Genomic DNA, 20356 nt, shown 5'->3' with positions numbered 1-20356 from the left:
CCCTCCCACGACTCACCTCGAAGGACTCTCATGGCTGAACTCCTCTATCGTCTGGGTCGCGCAGCGTCCAGGCACGCCCGACTGGTGATCACCGTGTGGATCGCGATCCTCGTCGCTGCAGGCGCCGCGTTCGCCGTCGCCGGGGGCACCCTGTCCACGGCCATGTCGATCCCCGGCACCCCGACCGAGAAGGTCACCGAGAAGCTGCAGAGCAAGTTCCCCGAAGCCTCGGGCGGCACGGGCACGGTCGTCCTGCAGACCGAGGACGGGTCAGCCTTCACGCAGGAGCAGATCGACGAGATCTCCGCGAGGGTTGCCGAGGGCACGGAGCTCGAGGGCGTGACCGCGCTGGTCGACCCCTTCGCGACGGAGGCGCAGCGCGCCGACCAGGCCGCGCAGATCACGGCCGGTCGGCAGGAGCTCGACACCGCCCGCACCCAGCTCGACACCGGCGCAGCCGAGCTCGTCACCGCCCAGGAGCAGCTCGACGCCGCTCGGGCGGCGGCGGAGTCCTCCGGCACCGCGGACCAGGCCGCGGCTGAGCTCGACGCCCAGCAGGCGACCCTCGACCAGAGCGTCGCCACGCTCGAGGGCCAGCGCGCCGCGCTGGAGGAGCAGAGCACGACGCTCGAGCAGGGAGCGTCCCTGCTCGAGATGGCTGCAGAGATCCGGACCGTCTCGACGGACGGATCGGCCGCGGTCGTCACCGTCGCCTTCACGGAACCCCAGCTGGACATCCCCGCCGACGTCCTCGACTCCGTCATCACGCTCTTCGACGAGCCGATCCCGGGTGTCGAGGCCAACTTCTCCTCCGAGCTCGCCGGTGGGGTCCCGAGCCTGCTCGGCCCCGGTGAGATCATCGGCCTCGTCGTGGCGGCCATCGTCCTCATCGTCATGCTCGGCACCCTCGTCGGTGCCGGCCTGCCGATCCTCACGGCCCTCGTGGGCGTGGGCATCGGCGCGCTCGGTGCGATGTCCCTGTCGGGCGTCGTCGAGATGACCTCCGTGACACCCATCCTCGGTGTGATGCTCGGGCTCGCGGTGGGCATCGACTACTCGTTGTTCATCGTCAACCGGCACCGCCAGCAGCTCAAGCAGGGCTACAGCGTCCCCGAGTCCATCGCGCTGGCGAACGGCACGTCGGGCAACGCCGTCACCTTCGCCGGGCTCACCGTCATCATCGCCCTCGTCGCGCTCAACGTCTCCGGGATCCCCTTCCTGGGCCTCATGGGCACCGTGGGCGCCCTGTGCGTCGCGATCGCCGTGCTCGTCGCCGTGACGTTCATCCCCGCGCTCCTCGGACTCGTCGGGGAGCGGATCCTCAGCCGCCGCGAGCGCGCTGCGCTCAGCGCAACGGCCGGGACGCCCACGACGGAGACGAACACCGCCGCCGCAGCCAAGGTCATGTCGACCCCCGGGGCGGTCGCGCGCGTGCTCATCGGCATCGCCGCGCTGCTCCTCATCGCGCTCCCTGCCCTCGACCTCCGGCTCAACCTGCCCGACGGCTCGACCGAGGCGCACGACTCGACGCAGTACCAGGCGTACGAGACCGTCGCGGAGAAGTTCGGCGAGGGCCAGAACGGCACTCTCCTCGTCGTGGCGGACCTGCCCGCGGGTGGCACGGAGGCCGACGCGCTCGCCGCCCAGGTGCAGATCGCCGACACCCTCTTCACCCAGGACGACGTCGTGGCCGTCGCGCCGATCGGCATCTCGGAGGACGGCACGCTCGTGGCGTTCCAGGTCGTGCCCGAGGAGGGCCCCACGACGGAGTCCACCGAGGTGCTCGTCAACACGCTGCGCGACCTCTCGCCGCTCGACGGCACCTACGACATCGGGGTGGCGGGGACCGCCAGCGGCAACATCGACATCTCCGACAAGCTCGCGGACGCTCTGCCGATCTACCTGCTCGTCGTCGTCGGGCTCTCCTTCATCATCCTCGTGCTCGTCTTCCGGTCCGTGTTCGTCCCCATCGTCGCTACGGGGGGATTCATCCTGTCCTACTTCGCGGCCCTCGGTGGCGTCGTCGCGATCTACCAGTGGGGCTGGCTGAGCGCCGTCTTCGGGGTCGACACCCCGGGGCCCGTCCTCAACTTCCTGCCGACGATCCTCGTGGGGATCCTCTTCGGGCTCGCCATGGACTACATGCTGTTCCTCGGGACCGGCATGCGTGAGGCCTACGTCCACGGTGCCCCGGCCCGGGTCGCGATCGCTCAGGGCGTGCGGGCGGGACGTTCGGTGGTCACCGCGGCGGCGATCATCATGGTCTCCGTGTTCGGTGGGTTCGTCTTCTCGCACAGCGCGATGATCCGGCCGATCGGCTTCGCGCTCGCCTTCGGGGTGCTTCTCGACGCGTTCCTCGTGCGCATGCTCATCATCCCCGCGCTCATGCACCTCGTCGGCGACAAGGCGTGGTGGCTGCCGCGCTGGCTCGACCGGATCCTGCCGAACATCGACGTGGAGGGTTCCGCGCTCACCCGTCAGCACCCGCACGTCGCGGCAGGGGAGACGGTCGACGACGTCACGCCAGAGGCGTCCCGGGCGTAAGCCGGTACATCGCGTCGGTGTCGCCGTCGACGAGGCGCCAACAGAAGGCGTTCATCTCGGCGGCGGCGCCGGCGTGCCGGGCGAGGATCCCGGCGACGACCGGGGGCACGTCCTCCGGGATGGAGCCGCCGGCGCACCGACGCACGTAGGCGTTGCGCTCGGCGGGTCCACCGCTGGTCGGCATCGGCACCCCGCACACCGTGGTGACCAGCCAGTTGACCAGTCGCATCGCTGCGTAGTCCGTGTCGTGGTCGGCGTGGGACGCGACGAAGTCGCGCTCGACGTCGGACAGCTCGAACCGTGGCGATGTCGCGAGCCCGAGGTCGACGAGGTAGATCTGATCGTCGTCGGCCCGCATGTTGCCGAAGTGCCCGTCCACGTGCAGGAGCTCGCGGCTCCGGAGGAACGTGACGGCGTCGAAGAGCTGCCGCTCGAACGTCTCGGCGCGGGCCACCGGGTCGTTCAACCAGGTGCCCAGCCGATCAGGAAGGTGCTCGAGGAACAGCACGAGGCTCGAGCCCCCCCGGGCGAGCTCCTCGAGGCGGGTCCGCACCGCCGGGTCGCCGCCGAACTGCGCGACCACCGCCTCGATGTCCTGCTGCTCCGGCGCGACGGGTGGGCGGCCGGGGAGCACCCGCCAGTGGTGCAGGAGGGCGAAGGAGTCGCAGTCCCCGTCGAGGACCCCCTCGGTGACGGTGATGTTGGCGGCCAGCTCACGCCAGGCGCCGAAGCCCGGGCCCGCCAGGGGATGCATGCCGTACTGGCAGGCGAGCGGCAGGTCGTAGAGGTTCGCGGTGCTGTTCGGGTGCGCGAGCTCTCGCTCCGTGATCGGGATCCGCTTGGCGAACACGGGGACGCCATCGACATCGAGCACCGAGGCACCGCCGCCCACACCTACCGTGCTGGCTGGTGCGGCATCGAGGAGCGCCATGAGTGCGTCGTCGTCGCGCGCTGCGAGCGAAGCCGACACGAGGTCATGACGGGCGCGTCGGTCGCTGAGCATCACGACAGTCTGCCTGGCGGGCGAGGTATTCCCTTTCGGTTCGCGACGACGCACTGCACCATGGGTGTTCGCCGACGACGAGAGGTCCCCGCATGTTCACCGGAATGAGCGCATTCCCCCTGACGCCCATGCGCGACGAGCGGGTTGACGAAGACGCCTTCGTCGGGCTCGTCCGCCGCCTCGTTGCTGCGGATGTCGACTCGATCACGGTTCTGGGGTCGACGGGCGCGTATGCGTACCTGTCGCTCGACGAGCGCCGTCGGGTCGCGCGCCTCGCCCTCGAGCACTCCGCGGGGGTGCCCGTCATCGTCGGCGTGGGGGCGCTGCGCACCCGTGACGTCGTGGCGCTGGCCGCGGACGCTCAAGGGATCGGAGCGGCGGGCGTGCTGGTTGCTCCGGTGTCGTACCAGACCCTGACCCGCGACGACGTCTACCGGCTCTTCCAGGACGTCACCGCTGCCACGTCGCTGCCTGTCGTCGCGTACGACAACCCGCGCACGACGCACTTCGCCTTCGACGACGACCTCTACCGCTCCGTCGCTGAGCTTCCAGGGGTCCGCTCGATCAAGATCCCCGGCGTGCCGAGCGACCCTCGGGACGCCGTGGAGCGGATCAGCACTCTCCGTGAGCTTCTCCCAGAGGACGTGACGATCGGGATCTCCGGTGACCCCTTCGCGGCCACGGCACTCAACGCGGGATGCGACGTCTGGTACTCCGTCATCGGCGGCACCCTCCCGACGCCGGCCCTCGCGATCGCCCGCGCGGCGCTCTCCGGCGACGCGGCGCGAGCAGCGGGACTGTCTGACGAGCTGGCGACAGTCTGGGCGATGTTCGCGCAGCACGGCAGCCTCCGCGTCGTCGCGGCGATCGCCGAGCACCTCGGTCTTGCCCAGAGCGGAAGTCTGCCGCTGCCACTGCTCGGCCTGGACGGCGCACAGCGGAGAGAGCTCGCGGACGTCCTCGGATCGATCGCATGACGTGGCCCCGCGCGACCCAGCTCCGCACTGCGCGCCTCGTCCTGGAGCCGTTGGGTCCCGAGCACGTCACAGAGATGGTCGCGGCACTTGCGGCGCCCGAGCTCTACGCCTTCATCGGCGGCGAACCCCCGACGGAGGACGTCCTGCGTACCCGCTACGAGATGCAGGCCGCCGGGCAGTCACCGACTGGCGATGCCGGTTGGTTGAACTGGATCGTCCGCTCGGAGGCGACGCGTGAAGCCGTCGGATACGTGCAGGCGACGCTCACCAAGGACGACGACGCGCTCGCCGCAGACATCGCGTGGCTCGTCGCGCCTTCCGCGCAGCACCAAGGCCTTGCGACGGAAGCGGCCACAGCCATGCTCGACTGGCTCCTGGAGCAGCAGGTCGTCGTCGTGCAAGCCTTCATCCTTCCCGACCACGACGCTTCTGCGGGCGTCGCGCGGCGGCTCGGGCTCGTGCCCACCCCGGAGCTGGTCGATGGTGAGACGCTCTGGGAGCTCGATCTGCGACAGGTGAGCGCCTCAGCAGAGCCGCGATGAACCGCGGCCTGTCGTCGTCCGCGTCGATACCGCTAGGTTGACGCGATGGGACTGGCCGAGGTGGACCGCAGCCGCACCCAGCCACGTGCGCTCTGGTGCACCATGCTGCTCGGAGTCGGGCTGGTCGTCTCCGGATGCTCGGCAGGTGCCGGGGGCTCGGACGGGACGCTCGCCAAGGTCGACGGGTGGCGCGACGAGCTCGGAGACTCTTCTCCGTTTCTCATCCTCGAGGTCGCCTACGACGGCGAGACGGCCCGGACGCTGTGGGAGGAGAACGTCAGCGACGACCTCCCTGCGCAGGAGGGCGAGCCGCACGCGCCGGGCGTCTACGGCGACCTGGCGGACGTCGACTTCGAGGAGCAGGTGGTGGCCCTGTTCTCCTCCGGCGAGTCGAGCAGCTGCCCGGCGTGGGTCGACAAGGTCACGACTCAGGACGACGGCGACGTCGACATCACCCCCGTCGAGGACACGCAGGGCGGTGACGGGTGCCTGGCGGACTTCAACCCGTACCGGGTCGTCGTCGTGATCGACCGGGACGACGTCCCCGACGCTGATGCGTTGAGCACCGCCCGCGTTCTCGTCGACGGGCGCGAGGCGCCCAACGCTGTCATGAGGGAGTACCCGACGACACCGTGACGAGGTCCCTGCTGATTCTCGCCAGGGAGATCCGACAAGGGCTCAGCCCGCTGCCGCGGGTCTAGATCGCGTGCGTCCGCCGCCAGAGTTCTTCCGGCGTGCTCCCGGGTCGAAAGCCGAAGTGCTCGAGCATCGCGGTGGCTTCGGGGAAGTGTGCGGCGACGGCGTCCGGTGTGTGGGCGTCGCTGCCGAAGCTCACGGCCGCACCGCCCTCGTCGGCCCACCACTCCGGGACCCACGGCCAGAGCCGCCGGGTGTTCATCTCGAGGGCCAGGCCGGCCTGGGCGATCGACCGGAGCGCCGCCCGGAAGCCGTCCTCGAACAGGCGGGGGTCGAACGGCCCTGCCGTGCTCGCGGGCCATGTCCGCACCGCGTAGTCGATGTGCGTGACGACCTCGAACACGTCGGAGCTGGCGACCATGACCGGGATCTGCGCGAGGTAAGCGTCCATGACGTCGGCAGGAGCGTGCTCGCGGTACAGGGTGTGGGGCTCGGCGGGTCCGTCGCCGAGGTCGAGCGTGTGCAAGGAGCCGAGCACCCTGTCGATGAGATCGAGGTCCACGAGCTCCGCTGCCTGGCGGCCGACGAGGTGCGGCTGCCCGAGCTCGAGCCCGGTGTGGACCCGAAGGTCCGGGAACTCGTAGCGCATGCGGTCGACGGCGGCGAGGTACCCGGCGGCATCGAACGGCGCGAAGTCGACGGTGCCCGCACTCGTGAGGAGGTCCTGCTGGTGCGCCATCAGGTCTTGCGGTTCCGCGCGCCACGTCCCGGGAATGTCGAGGTGCTCCGTGAAGTAGATCGCCTCGAGCCCGATCCGCACCGCCTGCGCGCACGTGGCGCGCATGCGCCCGACCGCGGGGGAGGAGGGGCCGCCCGTGTCCCAGGACCACTCGCTGTGCACGTGGCTGTCGGCTGGCAACGTCATCGCACCATGATGCTCGATCCTGTGGGCAGGCCCGATTCGCCGTGCTCCTCGCCGGGCAGCGTGAGCGCAGCCACGAGGCAGCAGGCCACGAACACCGCGGCACCGACAGCCACGGGCAGGATCAGGTCGACTGCGCCGAGGATCCCGCCCAGCGCTGAGCCCGCCGCAAGGCCCAGGAGCCCGAGCACGCGGCCAGCACCTCCGACGCGTCCCAGCAGGTCGTCCGGGACGAGCCGCTGGCGCAGCGAGACAGCGCAGATGCCCCAGACGACCGCGTGCAGGATGTACGCCGCGAGGAGCAGGCCGGCGACGACCGGATCCGTCGTGACCGCGAGCCCGCCGAGGCTCGCCGCCCCGAGGGCAAGACTGCCCACGATCGTCCACCGGTACCCGAGGCGTTGCCGGAGCCGTGGCGCGAGGAACGAGCCCAGCAGCCCACCGAGCGCGGAGAACGCCAGAAGCAGTCCGTAGCCGGTGCCGTCGAGCCCGAGACGCTCGTGTGCGAACAGGACGAGGATCGAGAAGGCCAGCATGTAGCCGACGCTCGCGAGCGCCCCGATGAGCGCCAGGGCGCCGACGACCCGGTGCCGCGCCAGCCAGGCGATCCCCTCGCGTGCCTCGGTGGAGATCGAGGGGAGACGCCCGGCCCTGACGGGTGGTCGCGACGAACCCCGGATCGGCAGGGCGAGGGCGACAAGGCCCGCGACGGCCCACAACCCGCCCATCGCGAACACGGGCGCGGCCGCCGCGAGCGCGAACAACAGGCCGCCGAGCGGCGGGCCAGCGAACTCGTCGGCGATGAGCTGGGTCGCCGCGATCCTCCCGTTGGCGGTGTCGAGCCGTTCGCGGTCGACGAGGGACGGCACGATGGCGACCGCGGCGTCGTCGGCCATGCTCTCGAACGTCCCGACCACGGCCATGGCCGCGTACAGGACGACCAGCGAGGAGACGCCCGCGTGGATGGTCAGTGCGAGCCCCAGCAGGGCGCCACCGCGCAGGAGGTTGGCCGTGACGAGGAGGGTGCGCCGGTCGACCCGGTCGACCCAGACACCGATCGGCAGGGCGACCAGGAGGCGGACGACGGCGTACAGAGTTGCGAGTCCCGCAACGAGCCGCGGGTCGTCCGTCATGGAGGCCGCGAGGAGCGGCATCGACACGAAGGCGATGCCGTCGGCGACGTTGGACAGAGCGTTCGCGCTCACGAGCACGCCAAGACCGCGACCGGGGAGCACCCGCCCACTCTAGAGGCGGCCGAACTGAGCACTGCGCGGCGGGTCGTCATGTCGGAGGCGTACCGATCGGGCACGATCGGCCGGATGCAGACACCGACGATCACCGGCCACGCCGGGACGGCTACGTCCGACGTGCGGCTGCGGGTCGAGCTTCCAGCGTCCTCGAACGAGGCGTGGGACGCACTGACCTCGAGTCCGCGGACGAGCCAGTGGCTCGGCCGCCTGAGCGTCGACTCCCTCACCGAGAGCGCCCGGTTCGCCTTGTGGCACGACGACGAGGTCCGGTCCGAGCACGCTGTGGAGCAGTGGAGCCCGGGACAGCTGTTGACCTTGACGTGGGACTTCCCGGAGGAGCGCCCCAGCCGGGTGACCTTCGCCCTCAGCGACGCGACGGCCACCACCTCGACGTTGACACTGCACCACGAGGAGCTGGAGGACCCGGTGTCCTATGCCGCTGGGTGGCACCGCCACCTCGAGTACCTCCACGCACACCTGAGCGGCCGCGGCCTGCTGATCGAGGACTTCTGGGACGGGTACGACGACCTGGTCGAGCTGTACACCCCGAAGACCTCTCAGGCCCTGGGTGACGACACGGACTGAGGTGCCCTCTGCCGCGACCAGTGCCGCGTCAGCTTGAGGGCGCCGAAGCCCAGGGCGGTGACGAGCACCCCGAAGAGGACCGCACCGACGCCCGCAGCCGTCCGGACCGTGTCGGACATGCCGTCGTCCTCGGCGACGGCGAACGACTGGACACCTTCCCCGGTGCAGGTGAGGTACTCGGGCTCCATCCACCCTGAGCCGCGCGCCGTCGTCATCACCGGCCGGTACTCCAGGCCGTCGCCCGCATCGACGACCACGGACGCCGTACCTTCCACCGCAACGGGCTCGAGAGTGCCGGACCGCTGCTCGCCCGTGGTGTAGACGCGGGACTTCCACGTGCACGCGACCGTGAGCGGTTCGACGCTCGACGGGTGGGCGAGGACCATGAAGTCTCCCGGGCGAAGCCCGGCCCCGTCCTTACCGCTGACCTTGAGCTCGTGCCCCGGCGCGAAGTGCGCGGCAGCGCTGACGGTGGTGCGTTCCTGGAACGGCCCGACCCCGCTGAACGCGGCGACGCCCATGAGGATCATGAACGGGCCACCGATCAGCCCGACGAAGATCCACATCGCGACGACCGTACGGAAGCGTTCTTGCCATCTCACGGGTGATCCCCTCGCGGAGCAGTGCTCCAGTCCGGGTGAAGGAGCTCGAACCGTTCGTAGTGGGAGTCCTGACCGAGGAAGGTCGCAGCCTCGCCACGGCCGATGGGGTGAAGGCCAGTCTTCTCCAGGACCCGGATCGATGCGAGGTTCGCCGCGACGGCCTCGGCCCAGATGCGACGTAGGCCGAGCTGCTGGAACCCGTAGGCGACGCCTGCTCTCGCCGCGGCGGTCGCCAACCCGCGGCCCCACCGGGAGGACGGGCCGATGACGTACCCCAGCTCCCGCTCGTCTGCGCCGCTGCCGTGCAGGTCGACGAAGCCGACGAGTACTCCCGCTTCGACCACTCCGAGGCGCCGAAGCAGCGCGTCCGGGTCGGCGATGCTGGTGCTCCACCACTCCTGGGCAGCGCTCTCAGAGCTCGCGCGCCACTCGGCGTGGGCGGCGAACGTCGGGTCGGTCTGCCACCGGCCGAGCGTTGGAGCGTCGTCGGGGACCAGTTCGCGCAGCGTGGGAGGTTGCGTCATCCGGCCACGATCGCAGACGTACCCGACGTTTCGGTGACCGAGAGCGACCGCGGGGGTACGTTAGTCCCATATCGCCCGACAGATCTGGGAGCCTCGACATGTCCTACCAGGCCTACCTCGATGCCATGGAGAAGAAGACCGGACGGACACCGCAGCAGCTCCTCGACGAAGCGACGAGCCGCGGCTACGGGCCGGAGACGAAGGCCGGCGAGTTCGTCACCTGGCTCACGGACACGTACGACGTCGGGCGCGGTCACGCGATGGCGCTCTACGGAGTCATGAAGAACGGGCCCGTGGTGCCGGAGCAGCACGTCGGCTCGACCGGCAGCCACCGCGACGAGACGGCGGAGCTCCGGCTCGACGGCATCGCGGCCCGGTAGTGCTCGGCTCGATGGGGGAGTGCACGTCCTAGATCCTGCGGATCGAGCGGAGGATGCTCACAGCAGGTCGTCCAGTCGCGCGACGTCCACGTCGACACGCCCGTCGACCCCGTCGACAGTGCCCCACCAGGACAGCTGCCACACCGTCCAGGCGTAGTCCGGCCGGCCGACGAAGCTCACGAGCCACCGCGGGCGGTCGGAGCGCTCGAGCACCGGGTACTCGCCCTCCCAGTCCTCACCCACATACAGCAGCGTGTCCGTGCCCCAGGCCTCCTCGACGACGGCGAGGAACGCGTCGAGCTCGGCGTCGACCTCGTCCGCGGGCGGTCGGGCACTGCAGTTGCCGGCGAGCTCGAGGTCCACCGCGGGCGGCAGCGCACCCGGTTCTGGGGGAGCGGTCCGCAGGAAGTGCTCGGCCTGCTCAGCGCCCGGGTCGCACAGCGTGAAGAAGTGGTACGCGCCGCGAGCGATGCCGGCGTCGTCCGCTCCGGACCAGTTCTCGACGAACCGGCGGTCGAGGAACGTCGTGCCCTCGCTCGCCTTGAGGTAGGCGAAGGTGATGTCGTCCCCGGCGACCGCGTCCCAGTCGATCGTGCCCTGGTGGTGGCTCACGTCGACGCCGAACACCTCGCCGTCGCGCAGCGCCGGGCGGTGGTGGGGCGCCCACAGGTAGACCCCGCCCGCGAGCAGGGCCGCGACGAGCAGTAGCGCGGCGCCGCCGATCAGCCAGCGGCGCCGAGAGCGCCGTGGGGTGGGCGGGGGGACGGGCCGGTCAGCGGGGGAGGAGTCGGTCACAGCGGACATCGTCGCGCAGGTCTGTGATCCCTGGGCATCAGTCTCATCGTCGGGCGGCGCGCGCTCGCGCCACCCGATCCGCAGCGGCAGCTCGCCACGTACCATCCTGGTCTGTGACCGAAAACCACCAGAATGCCCACACCCCGCTCGACGACGTGTCGTGGCCGCTCCGCACCGAACGTCTCACGCTCCGCCGGGTGACCATGGCCGACGAGGACGCCATGTGGGCCTACCGCCAGCGGGAGGACGTCGGCCGGTGGGGAGCCTGGCACCCCGCGGACCAGGCCGACTGGCGTGACCTTCTCGGCAGCCGCCTGAGTGATCTCCTCGTCATCGAGCTCGACGGGCACATCATCGGGGACCTCATGGTCCGGGTGGTGGACGCCTGGGCCCAGCGCGAGGTGGCGGACCAGGCCAGAGGGCAGCAGGCCGTGATCGGGTGGGCCCTGCACCCGGACCTCGGGGGGCAGGGGTATGCGACGGAGGCGGTGCGGGAGCTCCTCCGGCTCTGCTTCGACGACCTGCGTGTCCACCGGGTGGTCGCCGACGTGTTCGCCGCGAACGAGCCCTCCTGCCGACTTGCCGAGCGGGTGGGGATGCGCCGGGAGATCTACGCCGTGCGTGACTCCTTCCACCGTGACCTGGGGTGGATCGATGCCATCGGGTACGCGCTCCTCGCCGACGAGTGGAGAGCCCAGCTCTGATCCCCGTCGCTCGACCGCGTCACCGGCCCCGCAGGGTCACCGGGCCGGGGTGGCCCCACGGTGGACCGGCCCGCCGACGTCGCGCAGCGAGAGGCCTGACCCGCCCGTCCGGGCGAGCAGGACCTCGGCGAGGATCGCCACCGCCGTCTCCTGCGGGGTGCTCCCCCCGAGGTCGAGCCCGATCGGTGAGTGCAGCCGTGCGAGCTCGTCCTGCGTGAGGCCCGCCTCCCGCAGCGCCGTCTCACGGGTCTCGTGCGTCCGCCGCGAGCCCATCGCGCCCACGTAGGCCAGCGGCATCCGCAGGGCCGCGACGAGCAGGGGGACCTCGAACTTGGGGTCGTGCGCGAGGACGCACACGACGCTGCGCTCGTCGAGCCGCCCGGCGGCGAGCTCGCCCTGGAGGTACCGGTGCGGCCAGGCCACGACGACCTCGTCCGCGCCGGGGAAGCGCTCGGGCCGCGCGAAGACGGGACGGGCGTCGCACACCGTGACGGTGTACCCGACGAGCGCCCCGGCCGCCGTGAGCGCGACGGCGAAGTCGTTGGCCCCGCACACCACCATCCGCGCCGGTGGCCGGAGCACCTCGTGGAACACCTCGATCGTCCCCGGCCCCGTCCCGACGAGCACGAGCCCGGTCACGCAGGGCCGGTCGGCGTCCATCGCGCCGGCAGGGACCGCCCGCCCCACGCGGTCAGCGTCGTCCCCCGGCCCACCCGCGACGACCGCGACCCGCGCCCCCCGCCCCCGCGCGGCCGAGCGCAGCTGCCCGAGGGTCGCGTCGTCGTCGGGCAGCAGGGCGACGAGGACGTCGATCGAGCCGCCGCACGTGAGGCCCACCGCTATCGCGGCCTCGTCGCTGATACCGAAGCGTTGCCGCACCGCCCGCCCGGTCGCGAGGACGTCGAGCGCGAGGTCGTACACCGCGCCCTCGACGCACCCGCCGGACACGCTGCCCACCACCGCGCCGTCGTCGGAGACCGCCATCGAGGCCCCCGGGGGCCGCGGCGCGCTGCCGTGCACGGCGACGACCGTGGCTACCGCGACGCGGCGGCCGTCGGCGACGAGTCCCAGGAGCGCAGCAGCGATGTCGAGCACGATTCCCCCTGTCGTCCGCCGTTCACAGGGGCGTTACACGCACCTGAGACCGTGGCATCCCGGCCGACCGACCGGGTGCGGTCCCACGTTAGGACGCCCGTGTATCCCCCACGTTTCGACCTCGTCATCCGCAGCACCGCCGTGCACACCCCCGCAGGTCCGCGCCCGGCGGCGGTCGCGGTGCGCGCTGGCGTCGTCGCGCTCGTCACCGACCACGACGCCGTCCTCGACGCCGCGCAGGACGTCACGCTCCCGGACGACCAGGTGCTGCTGCCCGGCGTCGTCGACACCCACGTCCACGTCAACGAGCCCGGCCGCACCGAGTGGGAGGGGTTCGCGTCCGCGACCCGCGCCGCGGCCGCCGGGGGAGTGACGACGTTCGTCGACATGCCGCTCAACTCCGTCCCCGCGACGACCGACCCGGCTGCACTCGCGGTGAAGCGCGCCGCGGCGGACGGCCGCGTAGCCGTCGACGTCGCGTTCTGGGGCGGGGCCGTCCCGCAGAACCTCGGCTCCCTCGCCGCCCTGCACGACGCCGGGGTGCTCGGCTTCAAGTGCTTCCTCGCGCCCTCGGGCGTCGACGAGTTCGAGCACCTCGACCGTGACCAGCTGTGGGCCGCGCAGGCCGAGCTCGCCGGGCTGGGGCCGGACGGCGCCCTGCTCATCGTGCACGCCGAGGACCCCGGCGTGCTCGACGCCCACGAGGCCGCTCCGGACGTCGACGGGCGCGTCTACGCGCACTTCGTCGCCTCCCGGCCCCCGGCGGCGGAGACCGCCGCCATCGGCGACGTCATCGAGGGCCTGCGCCGCTACGGCGGCCGGGCGCACATCCTCCACCTGTCCGCCGCCGACGCGCTCCCGCAGATCCGCGCGGCGAAGGGAGAGGGCCTGCACCTCACGGTGGAGACCTGCCCGCACTACCTCACGCTCGCCGCCGCGGACGTGCCCGACGGCGGCACCCAGTTCAAGTGCTGCCCACCCATCCGCGACGACGCGAACCGGGACCTGCTGTGGGCCGGCCTCGTCGACGGGACGATCGACTGCATCGTCAGCGACCACTCCCCGAGCACGGTGGACCTCAAGTACGGGGGTGCCGAGCCCGGGCACGGGGACTTCGGGGTCGCCTGGGGCGGGATCGCCGGGCTGCAGCTCGGCCTGCCGGCCGTGTGGACCGAGGCCCGACGCCGCGGGCTTGCGCTCGACGACGTCGTGCGGTGGATGTCGTCGGCCACGGCGGACCTCGTCGGGCTGGGCAGCGGTGCGGCGACCGCGCCGACGACCCCCGGCCGCAAGGGACGTATCGCCGTCGGAGCGGACGCCGACCTCGTCGCGTTCGCCCCCGACGCGTCGTTCCGCGTCGACGCGACCCGGCTGGAGCACCGCAACCCGGTGACGGCCTACGACGCGCGGGACCTGCACGGCGTCGTGCACGGGACGTGGCTGCGGGGCCAGCAGGTGTTCGCCGCGGACGGGGCTGGCGCGGACAGGGCTGGCGCGGACGGGGCGCGGCTGCCGACCGGACGTCTGCTCGACCGCCCAGCCGTCGAGCTCGCGCAGCCCTGAAACACAGGGGTCACACCCTCCTGACACCCCGGTCACACCGGCCTGTCAGCCTCGGCGCATGACGATCGTCCTCGGAGACACCCAGTACGGCAAGGCGGAGAGCCGCGTCGTGCGGATCACCCGCGACACCCCCCGACACGAGATCACGGACCTGTCCGTGACGACCGCCCTGCGGGGAGACTTCTCGGCGGCCTACCTCGTGGGCGACCAGAAGGACGTCCTCCCGACGGACTCGCAGAAGAACACGGCGTTCGCCTACGCCAAGAGCGTCGGCATCGCGTCGATCGAGACGTACGGGCTCGCGCTCGCCCGGCACTTCGTCGACGACGTCGCACCCGTCGTGGGCGCCCGCATCGAGATCGAGCAGCACCTGTGGGACCGCGTCGTCATCGACGGCACGGAGCACGACCACACGTGGGTGCGCTCCGGCACCGAGGTCCGCACCGCGGCCGTCACGGTCGAGACGCTGCCCGACGGCGCGCAGCGCGCCCACGTCATCGGGGGCCTCAAGGACCTCGTCGTGCTCAAGTCCACGGGGTCGGAGTTCCACGGCTTCCTCACCGACGAGTACACGACGCTCCCCGAGGTGACCGACCGTGTCATGGCGACGTCGCTCGTCGCCCGCTGGCGGTTCGCGAGCGACGCCGTCGAGCGGGACGACTGGAACCACGTGTACGCCGCGGTCCGCACGATCCTCGTGCGGGAGTTCGCGACCGTGCACTCCCTCGCCCTCCAGCAGACGCTGTGGCACATGGGTCGGGCCGTCCTCGAGGCGTACCCCGAGATCGCGGAGATCCGGCTCGCCGCCCCGAACAAGCACCACTTCCTCAGTGACCTCACGCCCTTCGGCGTCGAGAACCACGGTGAGGTGTTCTATGCGGCGGACCGGCCGTACGGTCTCATCCAGGCGACCGTCACGCGCGACGACGCACCCGACGCGGGCACCGCGTGGGACGCCTCGGCGGGGCTCGCATGAGCGCCGAGGAGCTGGCTCCGATCACCGACGAGCTGGCGCCGATCACCGACGAGCTGGCGCCGATCACCGACGAGCAGTGGCTCGCCCACACGCTCTCGCTCGCGGTGAGCAACGTCAAGGAGGGCGGCGGACCGTTCGGCGCCGTGATCGTCCGCGACGGCCAGCTCGTCGCCTTCGGACAGAACCACGTCACGCGGGACAACGACCCGACCGCGCACGCCGAGGTCACGGCCATCCGCTCCGCGTGCACGGCCGAGGGGACGTTCTCCCTCGCGGGCGCGACCCTCTACACGTCTTGCGAGCCGTGCCCCATGTGCCTCGCGGCGGCGCTGTGGGCCCGGCTCGACCGCGTCGTCTTCGCCGCGGACCGGCACGACGCGGCCCGCGGCGGGTTCGACGACCTCGAGTTCTACGAGCTGTTCGCGAGGGAGCGCTCTACGTGGCCTGCCCCCGTCGAGGGCATGGTCCTCCCGCGGGCGGCGGCCCCCTTCGACGCCTGGCTGGCATCGGCGACCCGCACCGACTACTGAGCCACTGCTCGCACAGCCACGCGGGACGACGAACCCCGGCCGTGGAGCACGGCCGGGGTTCGTCGTCGTCAGGCAACCCTCGGGGTCAGACCTCGAGCTTGAGGGCCTGGCGCCACTTGAGCGCCGTTCCTCCCTGCATGACGGCCCGCTGGTAGACGCGCTCACCGAGGCGCAGGAGCAGGTACGCGGCGATCGCCGTGATGACGAGCGAGACGAGCGGCTCCCACAGCGGGACGTTGCCGTCGAGGAGCCTGATCGGCATCGCGACGGAGGACACGACCGGCACGTAGGACGCGACCGCGAGCCAGAAGCCGTCGGCGATGAAGCCGATGAGCAGCACACCGACGAGCACACCCGTGATGGGCCCCGTGTTCGACTGCAGGTCCTCGCTGCGGCTCGCGAGGGACCCGAGCACCGCCCAGATGGACGCGAGGGCCGCGAACCCGGCGACGAAGAACGCGACGAACCAGCCGGAGGCCGACGCGATCCACCCGAGGTCGTCCGCCGCCCCGGTGATGTTCATGGCGATGAGGGCGACGATCGCGTAGATCGCGATCTGACCGAACGCGAGCAGGGAGTTGCCGAGGACCTTGCCGTAGAGCAGCTGACGGATGGGGATGGCGGTCGCGAGGATCTCCACGACGCGGTTCTGCTTCTCCTCGAGCACCGAGTTGGCGATCGCCATGCCGAAGACGATGGCCGAGAAGTAGAAGAGGAACGCGAACACCGCGCCGACGAGGTACTTCACGCCGGCCATGTCGTCGTCGCCCTCGAGGAACTCGGTCGTGACGGTCGTCCCGGCCGTGAGCTCCTCGACGCTCGTGCCTGCCGCAGCCGCGTTCGTCTCGAGCGCTACGGCGGCGGTCGCGTCGGTGATCGCCCCCCGCAGGGTCGAGCTCACCTCGTCCTTGCCGAGCAGGATCCACCCGTCGTCCGCGGGAAGGAGGGCGGCGTCGACGTCGCCGTCCTCGACCGCTGCGCGGGCTGCGGCCTCGTCGGGCAGCTCCTCCGCCGTGAGGGTGTCGCCCGAGTCGTCGGCGGCGATGCCGTCGGCGCTCGCGGCGACGATCGCCTGGCTCTCCGCAGACGTCGTCGCGACCGTGTAGTCGGTCGTCCGGCCGCCGAAGAAGGCGCTGACGGCGAACGACGCGACGATCATCGCGAGGGTGAGGAGGGTGGAGAGCACGAAGTTGCGGTCGGTGAGCTTGACCGTGATCTCGCGCAGCGTGACGACGAGCCAGGGGTTCTTCACGGGGCCGGCCGTGCTGGTGCCGGCTCCGCCGGAGGTGCCCGGAGCGCCGGGCGCGGTGGACAGCGTGCTGGTCGTCGGGGCGCTCATCGGGTGACCTCCCGGTAGATGTCGGACAGGGTGGGGACGAGGGGCGTGAACTCGCTCAGCCCGCGCTGGACCGCGGTGGCGAGGACCCGGTCGCGGGTGGCGTCGCCGTCGAGCTCGAGGACCGCTCGGGCACCGTCGACGTCGACCACGCGGACGCCGGGCTCCTCACGCAGCCACCCGGCGTCGGGGGCCGTCGTGATGCGGAAGCGGCGGGGTCCGCGCGAGCGCAGCTCGTCGCTGCTGCCGGCCGCCATGACCTTCCCGTCGGACAGCACGACGAGCGAGTCGCACAGCCGGTCGACGAGGTCGAGCTGGTGGCTGGAGAACAGGACGGGGACGCCCTCGCGCAGGCGGTCGCGCAGGAGGTCGACCATGGAGTCGACGGCCACCGGGTCGAGACCCGAGAACGGCTCGTCGAGGATGAGCGCCGTGGGGCCGTGCAGCAGCGACGCGGTGATCTGCACGCGTTGCTGGTTGCCCAGGGACAGGGCCTCGAGCTTGTCCTTGAGCCGACCGCCCAGCCCGAACCGCTCGAGCATGCGCGTGGCCTCGGACGCCGCGTCCTTGCGCGTCATTCCGCGGAGCTGACCGAGGTAGGTGAGCTGGTCGAGGATGCCCTGCTTGGGGTAGAGGCCGCGCTCCTCGGGCATGTATCCGAAGCCCGTGCGGTCGGCTGCGGTGAGCGGGCGCCCGCCCCACAGGACCTCGCCGCCGTGCAGCGTGAGGACGCCCATGATCATCCGCATGGTCGTCGTCTTGCCGGCACCGTTGGCACCGACGAACCCGGTCATGCGGCCCGGCTCGACGACGAACGAGACGTCGTCGACGGCCGTCTTGCCGCCGAACCTGCGGGTGAGGTTCCGCACCTCGAGTGCGGGTGGGTGGCTGATCATGTGGGTCCTTCCCTGGGCGGACGGCTGAATACCTCAACCCTAGGAAGTGGGGCGCCCGAGCGGTTCCCCCGTGCGACGGAGATCCGCCCACCACCTCGCGGCGCCCTCCGCCCCCACCTCCCCCGCAAGGAGGAGCCCCACCTCCTCCAGAGTTGTCAGACCGTGGTGGCCGGATACGGCCACCTGGATCTGACACGTCGGGTGGGGGTCAGGTGGCTGGGGGTGGGACGAGGCCCGCACGGTGGGCGAGGACGACAGCCTGGACCCGGTCCCGGGACCCGGTCTTGGCCAGGACGTGGGAGACGTACGTCTTGACCGTCGACTCACCGAGCCACAGCCGGGTCGCGATCTCCGCGTTCGACAACCCTTCTGCGAGCAGCCCGAGCACCTCGCGCTCGCGGGGGGTGAGGGAGTCGATCGCCACCTGCAGCTCCCTGGGCCGCGCGGCGGGGCGCGTCGCGCCCGTTCCGGGATCGACCGCCGTCGGGGGTGCCGCGTGGCCTACGCCGTCATGCACCGGCGGCACCGGGAGGGCGTCCGTCCGCGTCGTGCCGTCGACGAGGCGCGCGATGACCTTGAGGGTCACCTCGGGCGAGAGCAGCGCGTTGCCCTCGGCCACGGCCCGCACGGCATCGATGAGGTCGTCGGGGTCGGCGTTCTTCAGCAGGAACCCGCTGGCCCCGGCCGCGAGGGCGTCGAACAGGTAGTCGTCGCGGTCGAACGTCGTGAGGATGACGACCTTCGCCAGCCCACGGGCGACGACCTCCTGCGTCGCGGCGATGCCGTCCATGACGGGCATCTGGACGTCCATGAGCACGACGTCGGCCGGGTGCTCGGCGAGCACGTCGAGGGCCTCGCGCCCGTTCGCGGCCTGCCCGACGACGACGATGTCGTCCTCCACGGACAGCACCATCGCGAACCCGGACCGCACGAGGGCGTGGTCGTCGACGAGGAGCACCCGGATGGGGGAACCCGAGGTGGGGCTGCTCATGCGAGCACCTCCGTGCGCTCGGGGAGGCGCACCCGCACCCGCCACCCCGAGGCCGTGGCCTCACGGGGACCGATCTCCGCCTCGCCGTGGTGCAGCTGGACGCGCTCGCGGATGCCGCGCAGCCCGTACCCGGACCCGGACGTCCCTCGGCGGGGCTGGCCGTCGTCGACGATCTCGGCCTCGACCCAGCGGGCCCCGTCGGCGGTGGTGCCGGTCCGGACGGTCACGCGGGCGCTGGACGCCGTGGAGTGCCGCGCGACGTTGGCGACGGACTCCTGGACGACGCGGTAGAGGGACAGGGCGACGGGCGCGGGCACGGCGGCGAGGTCGCCGGGCTGCTCCTCGACGACCGTGAGGTCGACGTCGAGCCCGGCGGTGCGGTGCGTGGACACGAGCCCGGCGAGGTCCTGCAGGCCGGGCTCGGGCGCGCGGCTGACGGAGCCGTCGGGTCCCACGACGTCGCGGTGGCCGGTGCCGTCGCCACGCTCGGTGTCGGTCTCGCTGCGCAGCACCCCGAGGAGGGACCGCATGTCCCCGACGGCGCTGCGGCTCGACGCCTCGATGGTGCGCAGGGCCTCGGACGCCGCGTCCGGGTTGCGGGTGAGGACCTTGCGGGCGGCGCCCGCCTGCACGCCGATGACGGACACGTGGTGCGCGACGACGTCGTGCAGCTCCCGGGCGATGCGGAGGCGTTCGTCGACGACGGCCCGTCGTGCGAGCTCCCCGGCCTGCTCACGGATGCGCGCGGCCTGCCCGGCGAGGCGCTCGCGCTGCAGCGCCGAGCGCCAGGAGGAGCGGCCCATGGCGATCGCCCCGCCGAAGTAGGCGAGGTTGAGGACGGCGGTGTAGAGCACCGCGGCGGTGAGGGGCGGGAGGAGCCCGTCGCGCGGGTGGTCGGTCTCGAGCAGCGTCTCGTAGGCCGAGGCCATGGTGAAGGTGAGGACCACCCAGAGCGTCATGGTGAGCAGCACCATGCCCATCGCGATCCACAGCATGCGCCGGTCGCGTGCCCAGGCGACGGCCGCGTACAGGGCCGCGAAGTACGCGGCCTGGAACGCGATGCTGATCGACGCCGTCGGGCTGAGGTAGGCGAGGCAGAGGAACAGGCCGCTGGAGACGACGAGGGCTGTGAGCGGGTACGCACGGCGCACGGTCAGAGGCGCGATCATGAGGACCATCGCGGTCACCTGCCGCCAGGGGGCCTCGGCGTCCTCGTTCGTGCTGACGCTCATCGTCAGCACGAGCATGAGGAGCCCGACCGCGAGGAACAGGCCGGTCCCGAGGATGTCGGCGCGCTTCTGCTGAGCGGTGGGCGGTGGGCGTTCCCACAGGGGCTCGGTCGGGTCGTTGAGCCAGGCGTTGAGGCGCTCGGGCAGCCGCGGGCGAGTGGGATCGTGCGTGGACATGACGTGCACGGTACCCGGCGACCCGGGCCGTGCGGATCCTCCTCGAGAGGGTGTTCGACGTGCTGTGCGCGCTGCAGGAGGCGTTTACGTGGCGAAACA

Annotated in this window: 21 protein-coding genes; 10 read left to right on the top strand and 11 right to left on the bottom strand. The window is 71.7% G+C overall.

Features of this window, described 5'->3' with window-relative positions:
* Positions 1 to 30: 30 nt before the first annotated feature.
* On the top strand, positions 31 to 2544 hold the full coding sequence (locus AC54T1_RS02020) for an MMPL family transporter (RefSeq protein ID WP_496910850.1): 2514 nt from the start codon (positions 31 to 33) through the stop codon (positions 2542 to 2544).
* Here the strand turns inward: AC54T1_RS02020 and AC54T1_RS02015 are convergent.
* Positions 2519 to 3547 (bottom strand): serine/threonine protein phosphatase, encoded by a 1029-nt coding sequence (locus AC54T1_RS02015; RefSeq protein ID WP_496910849.1) that lies wholly within the window; start codon positions 3545 to 3547, stop codon positions 2519 to 2521. The genes AC54T1_RS02020 and AC54T1_RS02015 overlap by 26 nt on opposite strands.
* 104 nt (positions 3548 to 3651) lie before the next feature.
* On the opposite strand from AC54T1_RS02015, the gene AC54T1_RS02010 reads away from it, so the two are divergent.
* From AC54T1_RS02010 to AC54T1_RS02000, 3 genes are read left to right on the top strand one after another with little or no spacing between them, the layout of a single operon-like run.
* Entirely contained in the window at positions 3652 to 4524 is an 873-nt protein-coding gene (locus AC54T1_RS02010; protein WP_496910848.1) for a dihydrodipicolinate synthase family protein, read from the top strand.
* Positions 4521 to 5066 (top strand): GNAT family N-acetyltransferase, encoded by a 546-nt coding sequence (locus tag AC54T1_RS02005; protein WP_496910847.1) that lies wholly within the window; start codon positions 4521 to 4523, stop codon positions 5064 to 5066. The genes AC54T1_RS02010 and AC54T1_RS02005 overlap by 4 nt, the downstream gene beginning before the upstream one ends.
* 45 nt (positions 5067 to 5111) lie before the next feature.
* Positions 5112 to 5702: a hypothetical protein gene (locus AC54T1_RS02000; protein ID WP_496910846.1), complete on the top strand. Its 591-nt coding sequence runs from the start codon at positions 5112 to 5114 to the stop codon at positions 5700 to 5702.
* A gap of 61 nt (positions 5703 to 5763) precedes the next feature.
* Here AC54T1_RS02000 and AC54T1_RS01995 read toward each other — a convergent pair whose 3' ends face one another.
* Both AC54T1_RS01995 and AC54T1_RS01990 read right to left on the bottom strand, forming a co-directional pair.
* Complete coding sequence (locus AC54T1_RS01995) at positions 5764 to 6627, bottom strand: PHP domain-containing protein (protein ID WP_496910845.1); 864 nt, start codon at positions 6625 to 6627, stop codon at positions 5764 to 5766.
* The gene (locus tag AC54T1_RS01990; protein ID WP_496910844.1) at positions 6624 to 7859 is read right to left on the bottom strand and encodes an MFS transporter; all 1236 of its coding nucleotides are present in this window, start codon (positions 7857 to 7859) and stop codon (positions 6624 to 6626) included. Before AC54T1_RS01990 ends, AC54T1_RS01995 begins: the two co-directional genes overlap by 4 nt.
* Positions 7860 to 7943: 84 nt before the next feature.
* On the opposite strand from AC54T1_RS01990, the gene AC54T1_RS01985 reads away from it, so the two are divergent.
* Complete coding sequence (locus AC54T1_RS01985) at positions 7944 to 8459, top strand: SRPBCC domain-containing protein (protein WP_496910843.1); 516 nt, start codon at positions 7944 to 7946, stop codon at positions 8457 to 8459.
* On the opposite strand, the gene AC54T1_RS01980 is transcribed toward AC54T1_RS01985, so the two are convergent.
* Both AC54T1_RS01980 and AC54T1_RS01975 read right to left on the bottom strand, forming a co-directional pair.
* Positions 8432 to 9061 (bottom strand): hypothetical protein, encoded by a 630-nt coding sequence (locus tag AC54T1_RS01980; protein ID WP_496910842.1) that lies wholly within the window; start codon positions 9059 to 9061, stop codon positions 8432 to 8434. The genes AC54T1_RS01985 and AC54T1_RS01980 overlap by 28 nt on opposite strands.
* On the bottom strand, positions 9058 to 9585 hold the full coding sequence (locus AC54T1_RS01975; protein ID WP_496910841.1) for a GNAT family N-acetyltransferase: 528 nt from the start codon (positions 9583 to 9585) through the stop codon (positions 9058 to 9060). Before AC54T1_RS01975 ends, AC54T1_RS01980 begins: the two co-directional genes overlap by 4 nt.
* A gap of 98 nt (positions 9586 to 9683) precedes the next feature.
* Here AC54T1_RS01975 and AC54T1_RS01970 point away from each other — a divergent pair, with 98 nt between their 5' ends.
* Positions 9684 to 9965, top strand: a complete 282-nt coding sequence (locus AC54T1_RS01970) for a DUF4287 domain-containing protein (protein WP_496910840.1) — start codon at positions 9684 to 9686, stop codon at positions 9963 to 9965.
* A gap of 57 nt (positions 9966 to 10022) precedes the next feature.
* Here AC54T1_RS01970 and AC54T1_RS01965 read toward each other — a convergent pair whose 3' ends face one another.
* On the bottom strand, positions 10023 to 10760 hold the full coding sequence (locus tag AC54T1_RS01965) for a GH25 family lysozyme (protein ID WP_496910839.1): 738 nt from the start codon (positions 10758 to 10760) through the stop codon (positions 10023 to 10025).
* 113 nt (positions 10761 to 10873) lie between these two features.
* On the opposite strand from AC54T1_RS01965, the gene AC54T1_RS01960 reads away from it, so the two are divergent.
* Positions 10874 to 11464, top strand: coding sequence for a GNAT family N-acetyltransferase (locus AC54T1_RS01960; RefSeq protein WP_496910838.1), 591 nt, complete (start codon positions 10874 to 10876; stop codon positions 11462 to 11464).
* 36 nt (positions 11465 to 11500) lie between these two features.
* On the opposite strand, the gene AC54T1_RS01955 is transcribed toward AC54T1_RS01960, so the two are convergent.
* The gene (locus tag AC54T1_RS01955) at positions 11501 to 12559 is read right to left on the bottom strand and encodes an XdhC family protein (RefSeq protein ID WP_496910837.1); all 1059 of its coding nucleotides are present in this window, start codon (positions 12557 to 12559) and stop codon (positions 11501 to 11503) included.
* Between the two features lie 99 nt (positions 12560 to 12658).
* Here AC54T1_RS01955 and allB point away from each other — a divergent pair, with 99 nt between their 5' ends.
* From allB to AC54T1_RS01940, 3 genes are read left to right on the top strand one after another with little or no spacing between them, the layout of a single operon-like run.
* Positions 12659 to 14122, top strand: a complete 1464-nt coding sequence (allB, locus tag AC54T1_RS01950) for an allantoinase AllB (protein ID WP_496910836.1) — start codon at positions 12659 to 12661, stop codon at positions 14120 to 14122.
* A gap of 58 nt (positions 14123 to 14180) precedes the next feature.
* On the top strand, positions 14181 to 15098 hold the full coding sequence (gene pucL, locus AC54T1_RS01945) for a factor-independent urate hydroxylase (protein WP_496910835.1): 918 nt from the start codon (positions 14181 to 14183) through the stop codon (positions 15096 to 15098).
* Positions 15095 to 15628, top strand: a complete 534-nt coding sequence (locus tag AC54T1_RS01940) for a nucleoside deaminase (RefSeq protein ID WP_496910834.1) — start codon at positions 15095 to 15097, stop codon at positions 15626 to 15628. Before pucL ends, AC54T1_RS01940 begins: the two co-directional genes overlap by 4 nt.
* An 85-nt stretch (positions 15629 to 15713) precedes the next feature.
* Here AC54T1_RS01940 and AC54T1_RS01935 read toward each other — a convergent pair whose 3' ends face one another.
* From AC54T1_RS01935 to AC54T1_RS01920, 4 genes are all read right to left on the bottom strand, one after another.
* On the bottom strand, positions 15714 to 16967 hold the full coding sequence (locus tag AC54T1_RS01935) for an ABC transporter permease (RefSeq protein ID WP_496910833.1): 1254 nt from the start codon (positions 16965 to 16967) through the stop codon (positions 15714 to 15716).
* The gene (locus AC54T1_RS01930) at positions 16964 to 17860 is read right to left on the bottom strand and encodes an ABC transporter ATP-binding protein (protein ID WP_496910832.1); all 897 of its coding nucleotides are present in this window, start codon (positions 17858 to 17860) and stop codon (positions 16964 to 16966) included. The genes AC54T1_RS01935 and AC54T1_RS01930 overlap by 4 nt, the downstream gene beginning before the upstream one ends.
* A 208-nt stretch (positions 17861 to 18068) precedes the next feature.
* Positions 18069 to 18851, bottom strand: coding sequence for a response regulator (locus tag AC54T1_RS01925; RefSeq protein ID WP_496910831.1), 783 nt, complete (start codon positions 18849 to 18851; stop codon positions 18069 to 18071).
* Positions 18848 to 20257, bottom strand: coding sequence for a sensor histidine kinase (locus AC54T1_RS01920; protein WP_496910830.1), 1410 nt, complete (start codon positions 20255 to 20257; stop codon positions 18848 to 18850). The genes AC54T1_RS01925 and AC54T1_RS01920 overlap by 4 nt, the downstream gene beginning before the upstream one ends.
* Positions 20258 to 20356 lie beyond the last annotated feature (99 nt).

Source organism: Sanguibacter sp. Z41_6 (genome assembly GCF_059621145.1).
Note: the sequence above shows the minus strand (reverse complement) of the source record. Positions and strands in the feature narration are given on the sequence as shown.